This is a genomic window from Laspinema sp. D2d, from assembly GCF_025370755.1.
In the GTDB taxonomy this organism is placed as follows: domain Bacteria; phylum Cyanobacteriota; class Cyanobacteriia; order Cyanobacteriales; family Laspinemataceae; genus Laspinema.
In genome coordinates, this window is sequence record NZ_JAMXFC010000029.1 from 63,512 (window position 1) to 85,541 (window position 22,030).

The 22,030-nt window shown below is 48.4% G+C and carries 16 protein-coding genes; 7 read left to right on the forward strand and 9 right to left on the reverse strand.

The features are described 5' to 3' along the window. Positions 1-104 precede the first annotated feature (104 nt). The 3 genes from NG796_RS18560 to NG796_RS18570 all read left to right on the forward strand — a co-directional run bounded on the left by NG796_RS18560 (position 105) and on the right by NG796_RS18570 (position 2,260). Positions 105-539, forward strand: coding sequence for a hypothetical protein (locus NG796_RS18560; protein ID WP_261208371.1), 435 nt, complete (start codon positions 105-107; stop codon positions 537-539). Between the two features lie 179 nt (positions 540-718). After that, positions 719-1,795 carry a D-alanine--D-alanine ligase family protein gene (locus NG796_RS18565; RefSeq protein ID WP_261208372.1) on the forward strand — a complete coding sequence of 359 codons (1,077 nt, stop codon included), beginning with the start codon at positions 719-721 and terminating at the stop codon, positions 1,793-1,795. Between the two features lie 72 nt (positions 1,796-1,867). Next, the gene (locus NG796_RS18570) at positions 1,868-2,260 is read left to right on the forward strand and encodes a hypothetical protein (protein WP_261208373.1); all 393 of its coding nucleotides are present in this window, start codon (positions 1,868-1,870) and stop codon (positions 2,258-2,260) included. A gap of 89 nt (positions 2,261-2,349) precedes the next feature. Here NG796_RS18570 and NG796_RS18575 read toward each other — a convergent pair whose 3' ends face one another. From NG796_RS18575 to NG796_RS18585, 3 genes are all read right to left on the reverse strand, one after another. Further along, positions 2,350-4,920, reverse strand: a complete 2,571-nt coding sequence (locus NG796_RS18575) for a CHAT domain-containing protein (RefSeq protein WP_261208374.1) — start codon at positions 4,918-4,920, stop codon at positions 2,350-2,352. A gap of 1,247 nt (positions 4,921-6,167) precedes the next feature. Further along, on the reverse strand, positions 6,168-6,401 hold the full coding sequence (locus tag NG796_RS18580; RefSeq protein WP_261208375.1) for a hypothetical protein: 234 nt from the start codon (positions 6,399-6,401) through the stop codon (positions 6,168-6,170). Further along, positions 6,398-8,209, reverse strand: coding sequence for a S8 family peptidase (locus NG796_RS18585; RefSeq protein ID WP_261208376.1), 1,812 nt, complete (start codon positions 8,207-8,209; stop codon positions 6,398-6,400). The genes NG796_RS18580 and NG796_RS18585 overlap by 4 nt, the downstream gene beginning before the upstream one ends. A 285-nt stretch (positions 8,210-8,494) precedes the next feature. Between NG796_RS18585 and NG796_RS18590 the strand changes: the two genes are divergently transcribed. Beyond that, the gene (locus NG796_RS18590) at positions 8,495-9,412 is read left to right on the forward strand and encodes an RDD family protein (RefSeq protein ID WP_261208377.1); all 918 of its coding nucleotides are present in this window, start codon (positions 8,495-8,497) and stop codon (positions 9,410-9,412) included. A gap of 21 nt (positions 9,413-9,433) precedes the next feature. Here the strand turns inward: NG796_RS18590 and NG796_RS18595 are convergent, their stop codons facing one another. Next, positions 9,434-10,213, reverse strand: a complete 780-nt coding sequence (locus tag NG796_RS18595) for an HAD-IIB family hydrolase (protein WP_261208378.1) — start codon at positions 10,211-10,213, stop codon at positions 9,434-9,436. 803 nt (positions 10,214-11,016) lie between these two features. On the opposite strand from NG796_RS18595, the gene NG796_RS18600 reads away from it, so the two are divergent. Next, the gene (locus NG796_RS18600; protein ID WP_261208379.1) at positions 11,017-11,889 is read left to right on the forward strand and encodes a hypothetical protein; all 873 of its coding nucleotides are present in this window, start codon (positions 11,017-11,019) and stop codon (positions 11,887-11,889) included. 151 nt (positions 11,890-12,040) lie between these two features. Here the strand turns inward: NG796_RS18600 and NG796_RS18605 are convergent, their stop codons facing one another. The 4 genes from NG796_RS18605 to NG796_RS18620 all read right to left on the reverse strand — a co-directional run bounded on the left by NG796_RS18605 (position 12,041) and on the right by NG796_RS18620 (position 17,607). Continuing rightward, the gene (locus NG796_RS18605; protein ID WP_261208380.1) at positions 12,041-12,778 is read right to left on the reverse strand and encodes a DevA family ABC transporter ATP-binding protein; all 738 of its coding nucleotides are present in this window, start codon (positions 12,776-12,778) and stop codon (positions 12,041-12,043) included. Between the two features lie 153 nt (positions 12,779-12,931). Continuing rightward, positions 12,932-14,092, reverse strand: a complete 1,161-nt coding sequence (gene devC, locus NG796_RS18610; RefSeq protein WP_261208381.1) for an ABC transporter permease DevC — start codon at positions 14,090-14,092, stop codon at positions 12,932-12,934. Between the two features lie 12 nt (positions 14,093-14,104). After that, entirely contained in the window at positions 14,105-16,114 is a 2,010-nt protein-coding gene (locus tag NG796_RS18615) for an HlyD family efflux transporter periplasmic adaptor subunit (RefSeq protein ID WP_261208382.1), read from the reverse strand. 221 nt (positions 16,115-16,335) lie between these two features. Then, positions 16,336-17,607, reverse strand: a complete 1,272-nt coding sequence (locus NG796_RS18620; protein ID WP_261208383.1) for an aspartate aminotransferase family protein — start codon at positions 17,605-17,607, stop codon at positions 16,336-16,338. A 780-nt stretch (positions 17,608-18,387) separates the two neighbouring features. Here NG796_RS18620 and NG796_RS18625 point away from each other — a divergent pair. Further along, positions 18,388-20,022: a sodium:proton antiporter gene (locus tag NG796_RS18625; RefSeq protein ID WP_317619328.1), complete on the forward strand. Its 1,635-nt coding sequence runs from the start codon at positions 18,388-18,390 to the stop codon at positions 20,020-20,022. On the opposite strand, the gene NG796_RS18630 is transcribed toward NG796_RS18625, so the two are convergent. After that, complete coding sequence (locus NG796_RS18630; protein ID WP_261208384.1) at positions 20,019-20,696, reverse strand: potassium channel family protein; 678 nt, start codon at positions 20,694-20,696, stop codon at positions 20,019-20,021. The two genes, NG796_RS18625 and NG796_RS18630, sit on opposite strands and share 4 nt — an antisense overlap. A gap of 126 nt (positions 20,697-20,822) precedes the next feature. Between NG796_RS18630 and NG796_RS18635 the strand changes: the two genes are divergently transcribed. After that, positions 20,823-21,923 (forward strand): potassium channel family protein, encoded by a 1,101-nt coding sequence (locus NG796_RS18635; RefSeq protein ID WP_261208385.1) that lies wholly within the window; start codon positions 20,823-20,825, stop codon positions 21,921-21,923. The last annotated feature ends 107 nt before the right edge of the window (positions 21,924-22,030 follow it).

A 22,030-nucleotide genomic window follows, 5' to 3' on the forward strand; every position in this document is an offset into this window, starting at 1 on the left:
TCTCATTATTAATATAATATTGAATTAAGTCAAGAAATACAACCCCCTGCGCCTACTTTTTTTGCCGCGCAGGGTGGGGTGATAGTAATTCAGGAAGTAAAACTATGAATAAACCAGCGATCGCCATTTTGGGAATAGTCATGATTGCGGTAATTGGAATTGCCCTGCTTCTTGGCAACCCAGAAAATTCTAACTCGGTAACTCCAGGACAAGGCAGTGAGATGGTGCAAACTGAGGCGAATCAGAACGAGTCAGGGCCGATCGCCGAGTTACCGGAAGCTATTAGCGAGAAAGTCTTAGATGCAGTGGCCGAACAAACTGGGGAAGAGCGATCGCAGTTTAAGATTGTCGCAGCACAAAGGCGCAGTTGGCCCGATGGCTGTTTGGGACTAACGGAACCGGGGAGTTTTTGCACCCAAATCGTGGTGTCTGGGTGGGAAGTCTCCGCCAGCAATGGCAAAGACACTTGGGTGTATCGGACTGATGGGAATGGGTCCCAGGTAATGCTGGATACCGCAGCCAGTAGCGCCTACGAGTGACGAGAACCCTAACCAATTTTGAGGGGACTAGGCCGAGGATGGGCAAAAATCCGACAACTTATGCTACTGTATCTCGGACAAGGGATGCGGTCCATCGTATTTTAGAGGCAAGAGTTGGGAATCCCGTTATGGATTGCCACTCTAACGGCTAAAATCACCAAGGTTAAAAGGGGTCAACAATGGCTAAGTTGCGGGTCGGATTATTATTTGGCGGTCGTTCCGGAGAACATGAGGTCTCTATCATTTCGGCAAGGGCGATCGCCAAGGCATTGGCAGGGGAATCGAATGCTCAGAAATACGAAACTCTGCCCTTTTATATCGATAAAGAGGGGGTATGGCACTCCCCAGCAGTGGCGCAACAGGTCTTGGATGCAGGAGTGCCCCGGAATGAGGGGGGAGAGACGGGCGATCGCGCCAAATTGTGGCAATTTCCAGCAGAAGCGGGGACTGTCGAGGTGTGGTTTCCGATTCTGCATGGTCCCAATGGGGAAGATGGAACGATTCAAGGTTTGCTGACCTTAATGCAGGTCCCCTTTGTCGGGACTGGGGTGATGGGGTCCGCCGTGGGGATGGACAAATTGGCGATGAAAACGGCGTTTAGTCGCGCTGATTTGCCCCAGGTGAAGTATATGGCCGTCACGCGATCGCAGGTTTGGTCTAACCCTTGTGTGTTTCCGAAACTCTGCGATGAAATTGAGCAAAATTTGGGTTATCCCTGCTTTGTGAAACCGGCCAATTTAGGCTCATCTGTGGGTATTTCCAAGGTGCGATCGCGCAGTGAATTAGAGGCCGCGTTGGATAGTGCCGCCAGTTATGATCGCCGTCTGATTGTAGAGGCGGGAGTCGTCGCGCGGGAAGTGGAATGTGCGGTTTTAGGGAATGATAATGCTAAGGCTTCAGTCGTTGGAGAAATTACTTATGAAAGTGATTTTTACGACTATGAAACCAAATACACCGACGGCAAAGCTTCCTTGTTCATTCCCGCCGAATTACCCGAGTCAGTCGCTACTCAAATTCAGGAAATGTCAATTCGGGCTTTTGAAGCCGTTGATGGGGCTGGGTTGAGTCGGGTAGACTTTTTCTATGTGGAAGCTACCGGCGAGATTTTTATTAATGAAATTAATACCCTACCCGGTTTTACAGCCTTGAGTATGTACCCGCAACTCTGGGCCAAAACTGGGGTTTCTTTTACGGAATTAGTAGACCGCTTGATTGAGTTAGCGATCGAGCGGCATACTGATAAAAGTAAGGATTAAGGTCAGCCCATTAAAGGGAATGGGCGACAACCAGAACTCACTCAGGTTGGGGATTGATTCGAGGAGCATGGTATGAGTTCGAGACTATTTAAACCGTTTACCGTATCAGATCGGCGACAGATCAATCGGTTACGCGCTTTTATGCCAAACCGGGAGAGTCAGTTAGCACGACTGCGAGAATTAAGCGGGACTCAAGATGCTCATCTGGATTATTTGAGGGGGTTGAGAGAACCAGGCAGTGGCCCTCTGTTGCCCGGGGGGAAGGGGTCGGGGGGTCATTTACCCAGAGTACGCCCCGTGAGGAAACGATCGCCTTCTGAGTCTCTGGTGCGATTCCTGCAGCAACAGCCCTGGGTGTTAGGACTTTTGGCCTGGGTGCTGTTTCTGGGGATGGCTTGGAGTTCCTGGAATGTGTTGGTCAGCCCTGGGTTCACCGAGGTTCCAGAAGTTCGGGAGAACGAGTGATGGGGAAGGAAAATGAGGTTCGTAGAAACGCGAGATTTTGCGTCTCTACGAACCGGGGGGAACGACTGAAGTCGTTACTATATTTGGGATTACTCTTTTGTCATGAGGAGCGATCGCCAATCTTCTAGGGCAGATTCGGGCCACATCCAGTCCGTTGCTAGGGCGTCGGGTTGGAAACTCAAGGGATCGACGGTGAGGACGATTTTGCGGAGTTTAATGGCTTTACTAAGAACCTCAGCCCGATCGCTTGGGGGTAAGTCCGATGCAGAACGACTCAGAACGAGGGAAAATCCCGCATAAGCGGTGAGTGCATCATAACTTTCCAGGGGCGCAGATTCTGGGGTGGTGGAATTTTTAGACCCCATGACGGGCATTTTTTCGAGTAATTTTAAGGATTCCATCCAAGCATCTTCGGCTTTTTTGAAGTTGCCATCGGCGTAGTAGGCAAATCCTAGGGCATTGTAGTAAGTAGGATTATTGGGTTCTTGTTGGACAGCGCGAGTCCAATAGCGGCGGACATCATCCAAACTATATTTAGGATTACCGGAGAGGACTGCTTGCCACGCAAGGCGACCCCATAGGAAGGTGATACTAGAGTCAAATTTATGAGGTTCGGGAACGCCACTGAGGACCGCTTCGGCATAATTGAGGGCGCTGCGTTGGGGTTGGAGGAGTTCTTCCACAGCTTTTTGACCGGCGATCGCATCCCCTTCGTTAAAATAAGCAAAGGCTAATTTGCCCACTTCTGGGGTTTGTAATTGACTGAAATTGGCGGGATTTCCCTGAGATAACGGCGACTCCAGGGCGATCGAAGCTGTGGGAGGGAATAAAGTCCCCGGTTCTCGGGTGGCGGCAGAAAAGCGAGTTTGTCCGGTCCAGAATCCAGCCCCAGCAATGGCGATCGCCACCGCTGCGCCAATCGCCACACGCCATTTATACCCAAAAGATTTGACGGCGCTCAAGGTCTTCTCACGTTGTGGCTGACTCAGGGGCGCATCCGTTGCCGGTAACGGCCAATTTTCGGCGGTGTAAGGGGCAGTCTTAGCCGTTGGGGGTAACTCCTCGGCGATCGTTTCTTCGAGGATATCAAACGCCTTTTGGACTTGGCTGTTCTGACGATGCACTGCATCCGTTTCGGGGTCAGTCTCACCTACCATTTCTCGGAACAACTCTGACACCACGGAGACGGCCTCATCCTCATCGAGTTCGTCATACATGATATCTTCATAAACCCCTTCCAGGTCTCCCTCATCGAACAACTCCACATCATCCTCAGCAAAAGCACTTTGCACCGTCATTGTTCCCGTGCGGGAGGGGGGGATGGTGCTAAAATCGAGAGCTTCGCGAGAGTGAGAAGTAGCCAGGGGGGAAAAGGGGGAGAGGGAACTGGCAGCGGCAATTTCTTGGGGAATCGGGGAAGTTTGACGAGGAATCGGGCGATCGCCGACCGTGGTGCGAGGATTCCCGGTGGTTTCTTCGGACGATGTGAGATATCCATCAAATTCCGGATGGAGATACAGCACCGGCAGCGCCCAGTAGAGTTCGTGAGACCCATAGGCGGACATCAACCCTTGTCTCGCGCGATTCAAGCTGAGGTCTACGGGATACCCTTGTTTGATGTTGTAATAAAATAACCGCGTTAGGGTCAAGGCAACATCATCGGTGATCCGTTCGGCCATTGCCAAAACCCCGGGGACACCCCGCTTGACCAGGGCCTCGGCCAGAGACCGTCTGCCGGTGGCATCGGTGGGGTCAGAACTGGCCGTATAAGCCCCGCGACAGGAGTTAAAAACGGCCATGCGAATTCCGGCATTAACTAACAATCCCGCAAGGTCATTGCCCGTGAGAACTTCGCTTAAGCCAGTTTTACGGTTAACGAGATACAGTTCACCCCCACCGGCCCCGACATCGCTATGACCGGAGTAATGTAAGACTTGGTAGTGATTTTGTTCTAAGGCGCGAGTGAGTTCTTCCCGGTTGGGTTGTTCTAGGATATCCAGTTGGATTTGTGGAGGTTTGCCGGTAACCGGAGTGCCACTGCGCCAACGTGCTTTGAGGTCTTCTTGGAGGTGAACGGCTTCCCGTTTCAGGGCGAGATTTTCTCGGTCTGTGGGTGCAGCCAAAACCATTAAAATTTTAACCCGATCGCCGGTATTTCCGGGAAGGGCAACAGGGGCGAGGGTGGGTTGATAGCGGGAGAAGACCAAATCTTTCCCCGTGGCGATCGCCCGGGTTTCTTCGTGAATCACCTCCCAAGGTAAACGAGGCAGGTGAGGGCCTTTGAGTCCTAGGCGTAATCGCAGCACATTCCCTTGATTATGGGCGATCGCTTGGGCCGAAGTCATGCGATCGAGCAAGCTGCCTTGAAACAACGCCTGATACAGTTCTTGGCCTAGTTCTACTAAGTTTCCTAATGTCGTTTGTTCTGAATTACCCCTTGGGGAGTTCGAGGAAGAATGGGGTTGATCATTTAAGCGCATCAACATCGATAATGGATCTTCCATTAGCTTAGTCGCTTGGCTCAACCATCCCTCTACCGGCCAGACCACTTGTTCCTCAGCCGGTAGCACACCTTTGGGTGCTTGTTCCGTCCGCACCAGATACTTATCTTCCCCAACTGGGGTTACAGAAATATGTAATTCTTCAAATTTCTGGCTCACAGTTTCCCTGCACTCCTGCTCACTGTTTATATGCTATCTCTGGGGCTAACCTGCGGTTAGGGTGAGGCTGGCCCCCTTTATTTTTAACTCTAGTTTTAAGGGGATAAATGGGAGAATTGACTAGAAAATCCCGAAGTCAATGGACAGATATTGGCTGATTTTTCCGGGTTTCTTCGGCTCAGTTTATCCCCTATTTAAATCGTAACTTTATAGATGAACCCTCAAAAATTTCCCTAAGTTAGAGGACTTTTATTTTGGATAGAGTCTTTCCGGATAGACGAAACCGCCGTAGAAAAGTTACCCGCCTAAAAAAACTTTTTTATTCTCCAATCGAAATTGGCTCTTAACCCCCTAAGCAATGACTGCAAAAAATTTCTTTAGAAATGCTGACAACTGTCCGGAATGCATAGACTCTATCGAGAACAATAGAGTGGTAGATGCACCCTGATGGATATATCCCGGCACCAAAACGCCGGGAATTTTTTAAGCTTTTGGTCATTAATTTGCAGACAATTGAGAGATTCCCCCAAGCGATCGGGTTAAAAAGAAGGAAGAATCAGCCCGCTCAAATGGCGGACTGTTCATCTCAAGCCTTCAACCCCAATCAATATTAAACGGGTTACAGATATCCTTTACCTTGATCCGGTTAAGCTGAAAAATCTGAGAAGGATCAGATATAGATGCACTCAAAAGCCGATCCCTAGTTGTTAGGAGCTAGGGATTTTTTTATGGGGTGTTGAGGAGCGATCGCATGGGTTGGAACCCTTCAGATGCACTGCTGAATCGCTCCTGAAAGCCGAATCCCTTCCCCTGATTGACGAGACAGACACATAAAAACCCGATTGGCCGGAGAGGAACGCACCCTAATTGACGTTTCCTCTCCCTTGCAAATGTAGTGAGAGCCTGATGGCGCAGGTTTGCTTTGTGCCTGCTTAATCTCTAGTTTAGCAATAATTTTTCCGGATTGCAGGGGTATCTCAAGAAGAAAGGAATGGTAGATGCACCCTGATTGACGTTTCCCGGCTCTTTTGAGCCGGTTTTTTTTATCAAAATTTGTGACAAATCCCAGAGTAGCGGCATCCTTGGGTCATCCCAAATCTGGGTAGGAAAAGTCGTTTTTATAGAATAGCCTGGGTAGGCAGGCTTTGTCCTGTGAGCCTCCACCGTTGAGGGTGCAGGTTTTTTGGAGAGATGAAAAAGGCGCACCGTTAATGGTGCGCCTTTTTTAGATGAATGGTGCCCTTAATCTAATCGGAGGCGATCGCCTCAAAGGATTTCACCTCTAAAACCGGGCCGATCATTGCCATTGTCATCACATCATCCCGCACTTGACCTTTGACTTTGACCTTTTGACCCGCTTTTAACAAATCCGCCGGTGCACCTTGATAAATCTCGTAGGTTTCACCGTCATCGGAAACCAATGCCCAAGTACCTGGACCGATATTTTTACGTTCGATTGTCCCTTTTACCTTAATACTCATGCAATTTGTCCCTCATCTTTCATAGCTAGACGGGCAAGTGCCAAGCATAAGAAGGCATTCACCAGTAAAAAGGCTCTCGCACCGATGCCACTGCCAATCCATAATAAGGTTGGGGCTGGGGCTAACACGGCACTAATTCCCAGACAGGTTGCCATGCCAATTGTGGACCCGATCGCGAACCATTTCCATTGGGGATGTCCCAACAGCAACAGAATCAGAACAACGGGAATTGCGACACTCGCAAATAGCGGATTGAAAGCGCTACTGCCGGAGATGGAAGTTCCCAGTTCCGGAATGGAACTGCCGAGGATACGGAAGGGCCACTGCGGTAAGTCATAGATATAGAATCCACGCAGGACGAATAATCCAGAACTTCCGGCAACCAATCCACTCGCCATACTCCAAGTCCAACTGAAGGGGAAATACATCTTCAGTAACCAGGCAATCAGATAGGACCCGACAACCATGAGGACTTTCGGTAATAGGGCGTAGACGCCACCATCAATCCAGAAACGGGGGTTGAGATAGCCGTTATCGCGCAACCAGCGGAAGAAGTCACTAAAGAAGTGACCAAAGTCAAATTGACCGCTTTTGGCAAGGGCTACCGCACTAGCGGCATCGAGATGTCCTGCCCCAAAGTGGTTGAGGGGGTCTTCTTTCACGTCCCGCGCCGATTCTTTGAGGATAGCGGTAATTTTTTCCGGGTCAGTGACGCCCGAGGCTTTAATCAAGGCAGCGACACCAGCCACATGAGGGGCCGCCATACTGGTGCCTTGATAGGCGCGAAAGGCAAAACCGGGGAGATTGGTATCGGGGTCAAAGGAGAGGGTTTCTTGGAGGATACCGCCTTCATCTCCTTGGGTGGTATCGCCACCGGGGGCGGAAATATCCACACCGGCCCCATAGTTAGAGTAGGGGGCTTTTTGTCCGTTGGCATCGATCGCCGCCACACCAATGACGTTGGTATAGCGGGCGGGATAGGAGGCACTGTTGCGCTGTTCGTTACCAGCAGCAGCAATGATTATGACTCCTTTGCTATGGGCGTAGGCGATCGCCTCTTTCATGGCGCTACTTTCCCCGGCCCCACCTAAGCTCATGTTAATCACATCGGCGCTGTTATCTGCCGCAAATTTAATCGCTTCAGCGATATCGGCAACGTTGCCACCACCACCGGCGCTTAAGACTTTCAGGGGCATGATGTTGGCTTCATAGGCGACCCCAGCGACGCCATAGCCATTATTAGTAGTTTGGGCAATGGTTCCTGCAACGTGGGTACCATGTCCGTTATCATCATCGGCGAGTTCGCGATTGTTAACGAAATCGTATCCTTTGACAAATTTGGTATTTTTTAAGTCCGGAACCCGACTGACTCCGGTATCAATCACGGCGACGGTGATGCCACTGCCTTTGCTGTCACTCCAGGCTTTTTCTACGTTGATGCTGCGGAGATTCCACTGTTGGGCGTAGAATGGGTCGTTGGGAATATCGAGGGTTTGATATTCGTAAGCGGGCTCAATGTATTCTGTGTATTGAGAAACCTCAGATTTTTTGAGAGTCTTGAGGAGTTCCCGATCGCCGTTGACGATATAGAAGTGATCATCCCCGGAAAACTCGGAGTTGAGACGGGGAGTAACCCCATACTCGGAGGCGATCGCGTTGATTTCTTCGTTGACCTGAACTAGGGGAAGATCATCTCGAAAATCCAGAACAATGGACTCGAAAGTGCCTTGATTGGCTAAACCCTTGAAGTTAAACAGGGCAAAGCTCAAACCCACTATAAATAAGGAGAGGAGCAGAAGTTTTTTCATAGAACTTTCCAGCGTAGCGCCAGTTATCTCACCACGATAACTCATCATTATCCAATTTTGGGGAAATGTTTCAGGATTTTAATCGAGTCGGCGGTAAAGGGGCCAAGGTTAATGGGCGATCGCCGACCCTCTGGAACCCCTCAACCCAGGGGTTTCGTCGCCGTTAAAGATTAGACTTCGCACTGCCTAAATCACCGAGTATTTTCCCCTAGCCTCTGTGCTGGCAGGGTTCCCCATCTATGGCATTATGTAAACTGTTCCCTAGTTTTGTTCGATATCATGATCATGGCAAGTTACCCAGCCCAAAGTTTATTTCCTGGCTTTTTCAGAAGGATAATTGCAGCGGTAATTGATTTTATTTTGATTGCACTGGTTTGGTTGGGTCTAGGGTTGGGGATTAATTTTTTACCCCTTCCCGGTGAAAATAGTATTACATTTGTTGCTTTAGATTTATCTAAAGTTTTTATTGTATTTTTAGCCTTTATCGGATATTTTACTCTCCTAGAAGCCCTATTCGGTTGGACATTGGGGAAGTTAATTTTTCAAGAAGAAGTCGTCACGCTCAGGGGACGCCGACCCACTCTAACCCAAGCGCTGATTAGAACTATGTTTAAACCGATGGATATGTTGTTGCTCTTATCTCCCCTGTTGATGTCACCGAAAAACCAAACTTTGGGCGATCGCTATGCCAGAACTCTGGTGATTAATCGGGATGCGGGGGTTCCCGGTATCATTGTTGAAGATCGATATATTTTTAGCTTTAAAAAAATTATCGGTATTCTCTTGCTCCTCGTGAGTTTAGCAGGATTAGGGGGAGGACTTTATTTCCTGAAAACCTATTTACCGGAAATCCGGTCCGTGAGTCAGGCGGCAAATGCCCATTTTATGCGCTTAGAAAAAGGGAAACAACTCAATAATAATTACCAGGCGGCTTATGAAAATGCTTCGGTGCAAGTTCGGCAAAAGGAAACTTTAGAACAATATCAGCAAAAGTTAGAGGGAAATCAAGTGTTAGATTTAGTTTTAGCCAGACGGAATGAAATTAAATTTAATAAATGGACTTTTATAGGAGAAGATGAGCCGTTGGCAGCGGTAGTTTACGGCCAACTAGAAAATATTTATAACCTGGAGATTAATCTAGCAAAAGAAGACAATCAATGGAAATTTGTAGCAGGACAATTTATTCTGATCGCCCCTGAATGAGTAAAAGGGCGATCGCCTTTTTTAAGGGAATTGGGCCGTCAAAATAGCCCGAACTAACTCGCAAAACCCCTCAGATTCCGGTAAATCCGTCAGGTAAACGGGATGATGGGTGAGGATATCCAAGTATTCCGCAAGATTGGCAACCCCTACGGACAAGGGAAACAGGGTCGGGTCGAATAAACTCTCATCATTGGGACTATCCCCCACCGTTACTAGGCGATCGCTGCTGTAGTCAGGGAAGCGATCGCCCAAAACCTGCATCAGGGCCACGCCTTTATCCTGATTCCGGGGTTTAATATGACAATGAACGGTACTAAAGGTAAACCCCCAGCCCATTTCTGCACAGAGGAACCTCAATCGCTGTAAATGGTCCGAGGTGAGTCCCGCCACCTCAAAAGTCCAATCGGTTACCCGAAATGGATTATCTGAAGTCTCTTGCAGTTGGGGAAATTCAGTCAAGAGATGAGCAAACCCTGCCGCCAGTTGCTGTCGATGATGCTTTAAATCAGCAATCGGCGTTAATAGGACCGGAGTCCCGTTACTGGGGTAGAAAATCCCCCCATTTTCGGCGATCGCCCCCACCACTGGCAGATAACTAACTAACCCACTCACCCACCCAGCGGATCGTCCAGTGACAATCACCACCCCCACTGATGCGGCGGCTAATGCTTCTAATGCTTGCAACAAACCGGGGGTAAATTTCCCTTGGTGAGTCAGCGTCCCATCGAGATCCGTTGCCACCACAGCCACCCGTTCCAGGCTATGATGAGTCTGAAGTTGAGATAAGGGTAAAGATTTCATAAATTTCTGAGGGTGCTATTCCATCCCGGTGGGTTTTCCTTTAACATGAGACCAAGGGAAGGAAAAGGAGTCAACCCTTGGGGATGAATTCGTTGGTATCGATTAACACAACCCAAAAAAGGGTTAAAATCACCGTGATATTTCGGTTGATTCCAATGGGAATTCCCTAAAATTTACGGTTGTGAATTTCAGGCAATCATTGCTTTTAAAGGGCTTTAACCACTTCAATTCAATCCTCTAAGCGGCTTAAAATTTTGCATTGGCCGCTTTATAAGGGACCCACTGCTGGCCCTCCCACGTTTGGGGCGATCGCAGAGTATCCCCGGTTTTGGACCTCAGCTTTTCATCGCGGAGCAATTGCCCTAAACTACAGTAGAGTTCGCCATCAGAATCAGGTATAGCGCTGTTTCGTCGGTCTGGGACATCCTACAGCAGTTGCGGGATCGTCCTGGAGTTGGGGTGGGGTGCCATCCGGGGTCACTTTCTTTACCGATTCGAGAGTCCGATGCTTGGGGAAAATTGCAGCCTTAGATCCAGCTTGTAAGTGGATAGTTAAGATAAGGTAAGGGTGTTGCGATCGGTTCGGTTAATTTTGAGTCTCCAGCAGGTTGCCGCAAAATGGACGAACATTTCCTAACCTTCTGTTTGAACTCTCAAGAGACCGACCCAACATCCAACCCGATTTGACAACTCTCATCGGTGGCCTCTGATCCATGAGAGGGAGTGAAAAACTTACGGGATGAATATCAAAGATGCCGTCGGGGGAACTCTATCAAAAAGTGCCGTTGTACCAGGGAAAGTCTATGTCAAGTCCTATTATCCTTGTCCAGCCTACCTTAGCTCAAGCGCCTAAAGCGAATGACTCCAAATTTCCCCTTTCATCGGATCAACTTTGGATGTCAGTATCGGGTGGCCTTTTGCTGTTACTGATAGCATCCTTGGTTTTTCACAAGGTGCAACTGGAACAGATCAAGAAAAAGGTTAAATTTGATGAATTTAAAAATAAAGAGCTACAAAAGAAACTGAAAATGTCCCTTGAAACCATCACGAAGATGGAAAAAAATCCAGACTTGATTCACTCGCGGGAGTTCAACTTAGACTATCTGCGAATGAGGATGGAAGAAGAAAACTTCCACTTTGCCGTGGTGAATCAAATTAAAGTCAAGGTTAAAGAAAAAATCTCGGTGGCGCTGCGTCCCAATGCAGAAAACCGAGGGGCCGGGAGACAAGTGGATGAAATATTTGATGTGGAATATCATCTGGGTGATGTGGCGAAGTCGAAGAAACGCGTCCTGTTTCGCATTCAAATCAAGTTAACTAAATTACCCACCCAAGCGACTTCTAAAACAATTAGCCAAATTATTGACTGTCTGGAAACCTATTTAAGTGCCCGGGATGATCACGATACCTGGCAACCGACGATTCAAGGTAGGGTGGCTTACATCCACTGGGATCAAAAAGCCAAACCGACCCCCTTGTTAGTGTTGGAACAATCGAATGAAGGGGTGAACGTGACTTTCCGGACGACAACAGCAAGACGAGTCTCGGGATCCGATACATCGGATACAGGGGCGATGACGGGGGCAACCTCAATTACCGGCACAACCACGCGCCGGGGGAAAACCGGAACCAAGACGAAAATGCCAGGAAATGGGGCCAAAAAACCCCGTCGTTAACCGCAGAAAGGAGGTCCGGATTTTATCAAGTTATGCAACACTTGGAGCAGGGGATTAATTCCAGGGTATGTCATCGAAGCTATCAAAATTCCCCCTTGCGATCGCTGGGTTTGGAGGGTGAAAAGAGATCCAAAATCTTCCGGTTATAACTCTATTCCTTCCCTTCCTTGAGTCGTCCATCTTCCATCTGAACGATGCGATCGGCAACGTCTAAAATTCGGGGGTCATGAGTCACGAGCAAGATGGTACAACCTTGTTCTTTTGCCAAACGCTGCATGAGTTCTACCACATCTCGACCGGATTTACTATCGAGTGCTGCGGTAGGTTCATCGGCTAAAACCAGTTGCGGATGACTCGCTAATGCACGGGCGATCGCCACCCGTTGTTTTTGTCCTCCGGAAAGGTTTTCTGGGTAATAATCCACCCACTCCCTTAATCCTACAGATTCTAACATCGCCGTCGCTTTAGCTTTTATTGTGCTCTCGTCCCCGGGTTGAGAATGCAAATCCAGGGACATTTGAACATTTTGCCTTGCCGTTAAACAGTTTAACAAATTATGGGCTTGAAAAATATACCCAATATTCCGGCGGACTTGCACCAATTGCTTTGGATTCGCCCCACAAAGTTGTTGATTGCAAACTTTCAGACTCCCTTCTTGGGTTGATCGCAATCCTCCCATTAAGGTTAATAAGGTGGTTTTTCCAGACCCTGATGGTCCGGTCATCAACACAATTTCTCCTGAATAAATCGTTAATTTAATATCAAATAAAATCTGTTTTCGTAGCAGTCCTTTCCCAAAATAATGATTGACATTTTCAATTTCTACCACCGGATAGGGGCGGGAAGAAACTGATTGATCATTGAAACTGGAGGCGTGATAAGCATTCATAATCACTTAAATTTCTAGCTGTTTTGAGTAGGGATAATTCAGGGAGTAGAACCCAGGAAGCCGAAACCAGGTTTCTGCCCAAGGTTGAGGGAAATTTGCCCAAATTCTGTCCAGAAACCCTGTTTTTAACCCAAATTTAGGGCGGAAATCTAACTAAAAAATATCCGCAGGGTCTGCTTCGCGCAATTTCCGTAAGGCGATCGCCCCGGAGATGGCGCACATGATTAAAGTGAGAACCAGAACCAGAACTGCCCGTTCTGGAGTCATGGCAATCGGTAAGCTGGTTGCATTGCGAGTTAAAGTATATAATAAAAATTTGGCGATCGCCAAGGCTGGAATATACCCCAAAATCGCTAAAATCACCGCTTCTTGTAATACAAGTCCCACAAAGTACAAATCGGCATATCCCATCGCCTTGAGGGTGGCATATTCCGCTAAATGGCTGGCGACATCTGTATATAAAATCTGATAAACGATCGCAATTCCCACCATAAACCCCATAATCGTCCCCAGGGTAAACACGAACCCGATCGCCGTCCGAGTCTTCCAATAGTGCTGTTCACGCTCAATAAACCCTTGATGACTCAGTACCAGCACATCCTGGGGTAAGCGAGACTGAATCGCGGCGATCGCCTCGTCCACATTCGCCCCAGGTTTCAGATGAATTAATCCCACATCTACCTCACTGATTGTCCGGCGTTTAAACAATCTTAAAAATGTTAATTCACTGGTAATTAAACTACCATCGGCCCCAAAAGAAGCACCCAAACTAAACAATCCCCGGACTTCAATTCTCCGCCCACCCACTTCCGTTTTTACCTGTTGCCCTTCTTGCAATAGTTGCGGAATGGGTCCAAACTCGGGGCGAGCATCCCGGTCAAATAGCCCTATATCTGAGCGTTTAATTTTATCTAAATTGGCACTCACTTCGGGCATATTAAACGCTGATTTAGTCGGGTCAATCCCCAATACTAAAATTGAGCGATCGCTTTTATTAACCGGATTTTTCCAATTTCCAATCGCCAGATATAATGGACTGACTGATTGCACTTCAGGGAGGGCCAAGGTTTGGTAGAGGCGACGTCGAGAAAAAGATTGCATGGAAACCAACGCTTGCGATCGCGGGCTGATTAACACGATATCTCCCGTCAAACTTTTGTGCAACCGAGTCGAACTATCAAACAGCGCATCGCGAAATCCCAACTGCATAAACATCAAAATATCCGCAAACGCAATCCCGGCGATCGCGACTAATAAGCGACTTTTTTCCCGAGATAATTGTAACCAAGCTAAGGGAATTTTTCGGAACATCATGATAGTGCCAGTTTATTCAGGAGTGATTACGGGTGAATCGACGGGTTCGGAAGGACTGCTGGGAACCGTGGGTGATGACATCGTGGCAATAATCACCTCTACTTGTAAATTCGTTAACCCAGCAACCCGTTGACTATCCTGGGGGTCGAGGCGAATTTTTACTTCCACCACTCGGGCATCGGTATCCGCAGTCGGGTCCGTTTCTAAAACATCTTTTTTGCCAATTTGTAACCCAATGCGATCAACAGTTCCTAACAATTCTCTATCCACTGCATTACTGGTAATTGCCGCCCGTTGACCCAATCGCACATAGCGAATATCGGTTTCATAAACCTCCGCCACGACAAACATTCGGTCTGTTTGCCCGATCGCCACAATGCCTTGATCTTGCGCAATACTTTCCCCGGGTCGGGTGTAAATGGCGATCGCCCGACCCTCAATCGGTGAGCGGATATAGGCTTCATCCAAACGCGCTTGGGCTTCGGCTTCGGCGGCGATCGCACTATCCACCTCCGCCTCAGCCAGTTCCACATCTACCGTTCGCACTTCGGAAATACTCTCTAAAATCGATTGGGCTTCCTGGAGTTGCTGTTCCCCCGTCACCCGAATCCGATCGCGAGTCACAACCGCCTCATTGAGTTGTTCCCGACCCACTTTTTGGAGTTGTTCCTGTTTAACTTCTGCCTCACTCAGTTCCGCTTGACCTGTGCGATCCAGTTGCGTTAATACCGCTTGTTCTTCCTGTAATTGTTCCGCTGCAGTGGCCTGGACTCGTTGTAGATTAGTCTTTGCCTCTTCAATTTGCTTCCCCACGGTTCCCTCGATTTTAGTGAGAGTGGCCCGGGCTTCCTCCAGGAGTTTCGCCCCGGTTTCGGTAATTTTTTCTAAGGTGGCGATCGCTTCTAACTGTTGCTGACGAGTGGTGCGATCAAGTTCTTCAAGTCTGGCATTCGCTGCTTTCACCTCTTGCAGTGCGACTTCCACATCGAGGCGTTTTGTATCATAAACCGAGGCACTAACCCCGCCTTCTTGGTAAAGTTGCTCATAGCGTCGGAACTCTATCCCGGCATTTTGGAGTTTCGCCTGTAATTGGGAAATGAGCGCTTGTTGTGCGGCGAGTCTCTCATCTCGTTCCGCTTGTAAGCGCGCAATTGTGGCTTGTTGTGCGGTGCGATCGCCTTGAATCTGGGCTTCTAAGCGAGAAATCGTTGCTTGTTGGGCGGCCCTTTGACCTGTGAGTTCCGCTTGCAATCGGGCGATCGTGGCCTCTTGAGTCAAAATTTGACCTTGGAGTTCCGCCTGCAGGCGAGAAATCCCGGCTTCCCTCGCGGTAACATTCCCCTCTAATTGGGCGCTAAAACGGTCAATGGTCGCCCCTTGTGCCGCCAGATCCCCTTCCACCTGAGCCCGCAGGCGAGCGATAGTGGCATCCTGAACCGCCAGATCCCGGGGAATCTGGGCCTGTAATCGGGCGATCGCCGCTTCTTGGGCAGCAATCTCACCACTTTTCGCCCCCGCTTTGACTTGTGCTAATTTGGCTTGAGCGATTTTTACCTGTTGTTTAGCTTGTTCCAATTGTGCGACGAGGCGATCGCGACTGTCTAAAATCGCGATGGTTTGACCTGCACGCACGCGATCGCCTTCCTCAATTAATAATTCTCCCAATCGGTCTCCCTGCATGGCATTGGGTGCAGAAACTTGAATCACTTGGGAACCGGGTTCTAATCGTCCCAAAGCACTCACATATTGCACAGAGGGAGGCGTTTCAATCGGGGGAGAAGTTCCGTTTTCGGTACTCACAGGTCGGGTCTGTAATAATGTGTAAATGGAATATCCCCCAATGGCGATCGCCGCCATAACGAGGATCAAAGTCACCCAGGGGGGAAGAAAGCCCACACGTTCTAAGGGGGTCTTTCCTGCCTGGGCCCGAGTCTTCAAGGATGCATCAGCGACCGGAACAGAGGGTGCAGTAAATTGGCGATCGGGTTTTTTATCCCTGTCTTGGACAGACTCGTGACCCATAATGACTTAATAATACCGATTTAGGCTTAGGGTTGAGAGGCAAACCGCTCTTTCTGGATTGATTGTATAGGATTTTGTCTCAGCGGTGACAAGCAATGGGTCAAAATCTCCAGTTTTCCTCTTGATATTTCACCTAATCCTTTGCCATAGCAATTCTGAAAACCCGGTTTCCTGACTGAAACCGGGTGTGCGATCGCACTCAATCCTAACCGGGGTTAGAATTAAGCGCTCAATTGCGCGATCGCCTTGTCCAGAGTTGCTAAGGCTTCATCTATTTCTGAGGCGGTAACTATCAAAGGCGGAACAAATCGCACTACTTTTGGTCCTGCGGGAACCAGTAATAATCCGGCTTCCATTGCCACTTTGACAATTTCAATGGAAGTCATTTCAGTGTCCGCAGACAATTCCAGACCATTAATCAATCCCCAACCCCGCACGTCGGCAATCAGATGGGGAGATGCAGTCGCGATCGCCTGTAATCCCTGGCGTAATTGTTCCCCCCGTTGTGCGGCATTGGCTACCAAGTTCTCCTGTTCCAGAGTTTGACAGACGGTGAGGGCCACCCCGCAGACGAAGGGATTGCCGCCATAAGTGCTGGCATGATCACCCGGTTGGAAAACATCACAATGGGATTTACATAATGTTGCCCCAATTGGGATACCGCCGCCTAATCCTTTGGCTGAGGTAAAGATATCCGGTTCAATGCCGAGGTTTTCATATCCCCACAGCTTCCCAGACCGGCCCATTCCGACCTGTACTTCGTCTAAAATCAGTAAAATGCCTAAGTCATCGCAAATTTGTCGGACGGCTTGGAAGTAACTCACATCTCCGGGACGGACGCCGCCTTCTCCTTGTAGCGGTTCCAGGAGAATGGCCGCAACTCGGCGCTTTTCGCCCCCATCCCATTCAGCGATCGCAGCTTTGATCGCCTCAATATCATTAAACGGCACATAAGCGAACCCGGGTACTAACGGGTCGAAATTCTTCTGATATTTGGGTTGACCCGTGGCGGTAATGGTGGCGAGGGTGCGTCCGTGGAAACTGGCATGGGCGGTTAAAATTACCGGATCATCGATTTGTAAGACGGTGTGAGCATATTTGCGGGCGAGTTTGATCGCACCTTCATTCGCTTCTGCACCGGAATTACAGAAAAACACGCGATCGGCACAGGAATGAGCGACCAACCACTGGGCTAACGCCCCTTGTTCGGGAATATAGTACAAGTTAGACACATGATGCAGTTTTTGGATTTGTTCCGTGACTGCCTTTACCATTGCCGGATGGGCGTGCCCGAGAGTACAGGTGGCAATCCCGGCGACAAAATCCAGGTAGGACCGCCCTTCGGTATCCCAAACACGACATCCCTGCCCTCGTTCTAGGGCCAGGGGAAAGCGTCCGTAGGTGGTCATCACCGCTGCATCAAACTCCGCAGGGTCAAAAACAGACGGGCTCGTTTCGAGGGGGGGCTGGGAAATGAGGGTTTCTGGACTCACTACTTTCTCCTATTTTCCTGAGTTTTTACGCGGGTTGGCTGCGACCCGCTGAGAATTATATTTTATCCTAGCTAACTCCTCGTCCTTTTTCGGTTAAGAAGATTAAACTTTTTCGCCCTTTCTTTGACTCAATTGGGGAAGAGGCTTTTCCAAAAATTCCTTAAACTAGCCTTGACTTTTTCGGTAATTTCTGTTAATTTTAAAATGGGAAAATATGCTGCCCTATTATATATAATAAAAGAAAGAAAAGGCTCAGAGAATCTAACCCGGAAGGTAGGAAGGGTCATTAGGAATCAACGATATCCCTAGGGCATCGGTATGGAATTAGCGGTAAGGGACAAGAAACGGGGTTTCTAGCTCATATTTGTTGCTCATGGGGAGAGATTATGTCAACAAAGCCGGTTTCTCAGCTATCCTGTACCGACTTTCTCGGGTTCTGAGTCAGGCAGATTTCTCAAAAATTTAACAATAGCCTGGGGAATCCGTGAGATTACGGGAGGTCCCTTTGGGTAGGGCAAATCAGGAAGGGTAGGGAAATGTCAGGGTTCCCTGACTCCCAGGGCCAGAAACAGGCGGGCGATCGCTTCCAAATATCACGATGGACCCACCTTTGTTCCCTCTTCTGGAGAGGCGATCGATCCATTGACCCTAATCCGCGATGATTCCTCACGACCGGAGGAGTTTTCAGGGATATGGTACAGTATTCAAGACCTCAAATTCTAGGGTTCCATCCGGGTTTTTGTAGCGATCGCCACCTTCCCCGAATTGTCCGTGAGTTTCATGCAAATCGTGATGGGATTAATGACTAGCCGCGCCCCTTTTCCACATTTTCTTTCCCAAATAGAATCGGGGAACTCCGTTCCATCAGGACGAGTAGAGGAATTAGCGATCGTCCTAATTATTCTGTTGTTAGTCGCTACTTTTGTCGCGATTTTTTCGCGACGATTTAAAGTTCCCTATGTCACAGGTTTAGTCTTAGCCGGTTTAGCGATTACCGAATTTTTACCGGGAAATATTGGTTTAGATTCTTCTCTAATTTTAAACCTGTTTTTGCCCATTTTAGTCTTTGAAGCGGCCATTAATACAGATATTAGTCGGTTACGCAGCACAAGAGTTCCCATTTCTTTATTAGCCGGTCCTGGACTCCTCATTTCTTTTGGCATTACCGGACTGGTGGTTAAATTTGGATTAGGATTAGACTGGATTCCGGCCTTATTAGTCGGCGTCATTTTAGCAGTGACCGATACAGTGTCAGTGATTGCAGTCTTTAAAGAGGTTTCAGTTCCCAGTCGGTTATCAACTATTGTTAATGGTGAGAGTCTGTTTAATGATGGGGTAGCTTTGGTGATCTTCACCCTGTTGGTGAATGTTCAAATTATGGGAAGTTTTTCCTTTATTAATGGACTTCAACAGCTCTTGATTGTCATCATGGGCGGAACGTTAATAGGGTTAATTGTGGGCTATTTAAGTAGTGGATTATTGACCCGTTATGATGATGGGCTGACCAGTATTTTACTCAGCGTTGCCGTGGCTTTGGGGACCTTTCAACTGGGGCAGTTACTCGGAGTTTCTGGGGTAGTTGGCGTTGTGGTGGCCGGTTTGTTAGTGGGCAATATTGGCATAAAACAAACCGCCTCAGCCTCGAATCGGATTGCTTTATATAGTTTCTGGGAATATGCGGGATTCGGGGTAAATACGTTTATTTTTTTGTTGATTGGTTTAGAAATCAATCCCCTCACCCTATGGAATACTTTACCTGCCGTCCTGTTAGCCATTTTAGCTTACCAACTAGGGCGACTCCTGTCTGTTTATCCTTTATTAGCCCTACTTCAATGGTTTGACCGTCCCATTCCCCTGCGGTGGAAGCACGTTTTATTTTTGGGAAATATTAAAGGGTCTTTGTCAATGGTGATGGCGTTGACATTACCCACAACGTTAGAGGGAAGGTCCCAATTAATTGCCCTGTTATTTGGGACAGTTTTACTCTCTTTGGTGGGACAGGGATTGAGTTTACCCTGGTTAGTTAAACGGTTGAATATTCAGGAGATTTCCGCCTTTCAACAAAGAATTCAGGAATTACAAGCGCAATTAATGGCAGCTAAGGCGGCCCAAGATGAGTTGACTAATCTGCTCAATTCAGGAGTGTTGCCCAAGTCAATTTATGAAGAAATGCGAGCTTCCTATCAGGTAAAAATTGCCGGGGCTGAGAAGCAATTACGGGATATTTATAATATTCGCTCTGAGGAGAGAGATGGGGGCGATCGCGGAAAATTGGATGCGGTCTGGAGGCAAGTCTTGCTGGCGGAGAAAAGCGCTTTGAATGACGCCCTCCGCAAGCAAATTTTGTCCCAAGAAATTGTTCAGCATCAAGTGAATCAGTTGGATCAAAAATTATTACAATTAGAAGATGATTAAACAGCCCCTTTCATGAAATCAATCATTTTGTGGAGACAATTTTGTTTGGTGACAATGAGGATAGTCGAGTGCAGTTCAATCACGGTACTCCCGTTAGGAATGACTAAATCACTATGGGGGTAAGGTTGATAGCCAATAATCAGAGACCCTTGGGGAAAGCGGGGGTCTCGGGCAATATCCGCCAAACTGCGCCCGATCGCCTGAGAATTATCGGGAATCGACAGTTTAATGACTTCAATTTGCCCTTGTTCAAAATGCATCATCGATTCAACTTCTGGATACTCGATCGCATTCGCCATCGTCGTCACCGCCAGTTCCACCGTACTAATAATATGGGTTGCCCCCGCAATCCGATACGGTTGTTCAAAATCCCGATGGCGCATTCGCACCAGAATTTCCGAAACCCCATAATATTTAGCCAAAGCAACCATTGCTAAATTCAAGGCATCATTCCGCAACATCGCGGCCACAGCATCCGCTTTCCGAATCCCCGCTTCTAATAGCAACTCCGTACTCACTGTACTGCCTTCAAAGGCCATCACGCCGAGTTGTTCACGAGCATAATGACAGGCAGTCGGGTCAACATCGATCAGGGCGATCGTATGTCCAAGTTCTATCAATCTTTCGGCTAAATTGAGTCCGAGCAATCCTGCCCCCCCAATAATAATGTACATCGGTCTATCTCCAACGTTTGAATAGGATTTATCTTCAGCATGAGAGGGATTTAACCCCGTTGTCAATGCTCACTCTTGATCCGAACTTCATCTCTTCGTTTCGTTATAAAAAATGCGGTTAGTTCTGTGAAGTCAAAGCAATTTATTAAGTTCAGCAACGAAATCAATCAAAAATATCGACGCATTAGACAAGAATTAATCGGGGGTGTACTCGCCCTCGTCTTTGTCCTGTTAATCGGGATCCTGTGGTATCGACTGGTGGAGGGATGGCGATGGATAGATAGCGTCTATATGACAGCGATTACCCTCTCTACAGTGGGATTTATGGAAATCCAACCCCTCGGCGATCGCGGGCGCTTATTTACCATTTCCTTAATTGCAATGGGATTAGTGAGCATTGGGTATATCGTCAACCGCTTTACAGAAGCTATCATTGAAGGATATTTCCAAGATGAAATCAAAAGTAGAAGACAGCGACGCTTGATAGAAACATTATCTGAACATTACATCATTTGTGGATTTGGTCGCACGGGTCGGCAGATTGCCTACGAGTTCAATGCCGAAAATATTCCCTTCGTGGTGATTGACGCCTCTGCTGAGGTGGTTCAACAGGCGCAACAACTCGGGTATATTGCCATTCCCGGGGATGCTACGGTGGATGCTACCTTGTTAGAAGTGGGCATCGAACGCGCCATCTGTTTAGTGACGGCGATGCCATCGGATGCAGAAAATCTCTATACCTTAATTTCTGCCAAGACATTAAACCCGCAAATTCGAGCAATTTCTCGCGCCAATAGTGAGGAAGCCGTGCAAAAATTACAGCGCAGTGGTGCTGATGCGGTGGTTTCTCCTTATATTACTGGAGGTCGGCGGATGGCAGCAGCAGCATTGAGACCCCAGGTGATGGATTTTGTGGATGGGATTATTGCCGGTGCCGATCGCACCTTTTATTTAGAAGAGTTTTTGATTGATGCCGAGAGTTGTCCCTTAGTCGGAGACAGTTTGCATGATGCCAAACTGCGATCGCGTTCCGGTTCACTGGTCCTCGCCATTCGCCGCGCTGATGGACACCTCATCGGTGGCCCCACTGCCGATACCATTCTGATGGTGGGAGATACCCTGATCTGCATGGGAACCACGGAACAACTCCGCCTCCTCAACCAAATCCTCAGTCCCCTCAAGTTAAAATCCCCTCGTCTTCGCAAACACCCGCCGATTTGGGAGTAAGGGGATGGGGGAGATGGGGGGATGGGGGAGATGGGGGGGATGGGGAGGATGGGGAGGATGGGGGAGATGGGGAGGATGGGGAGGATGGGGAGGAGTAAGAAATTTGT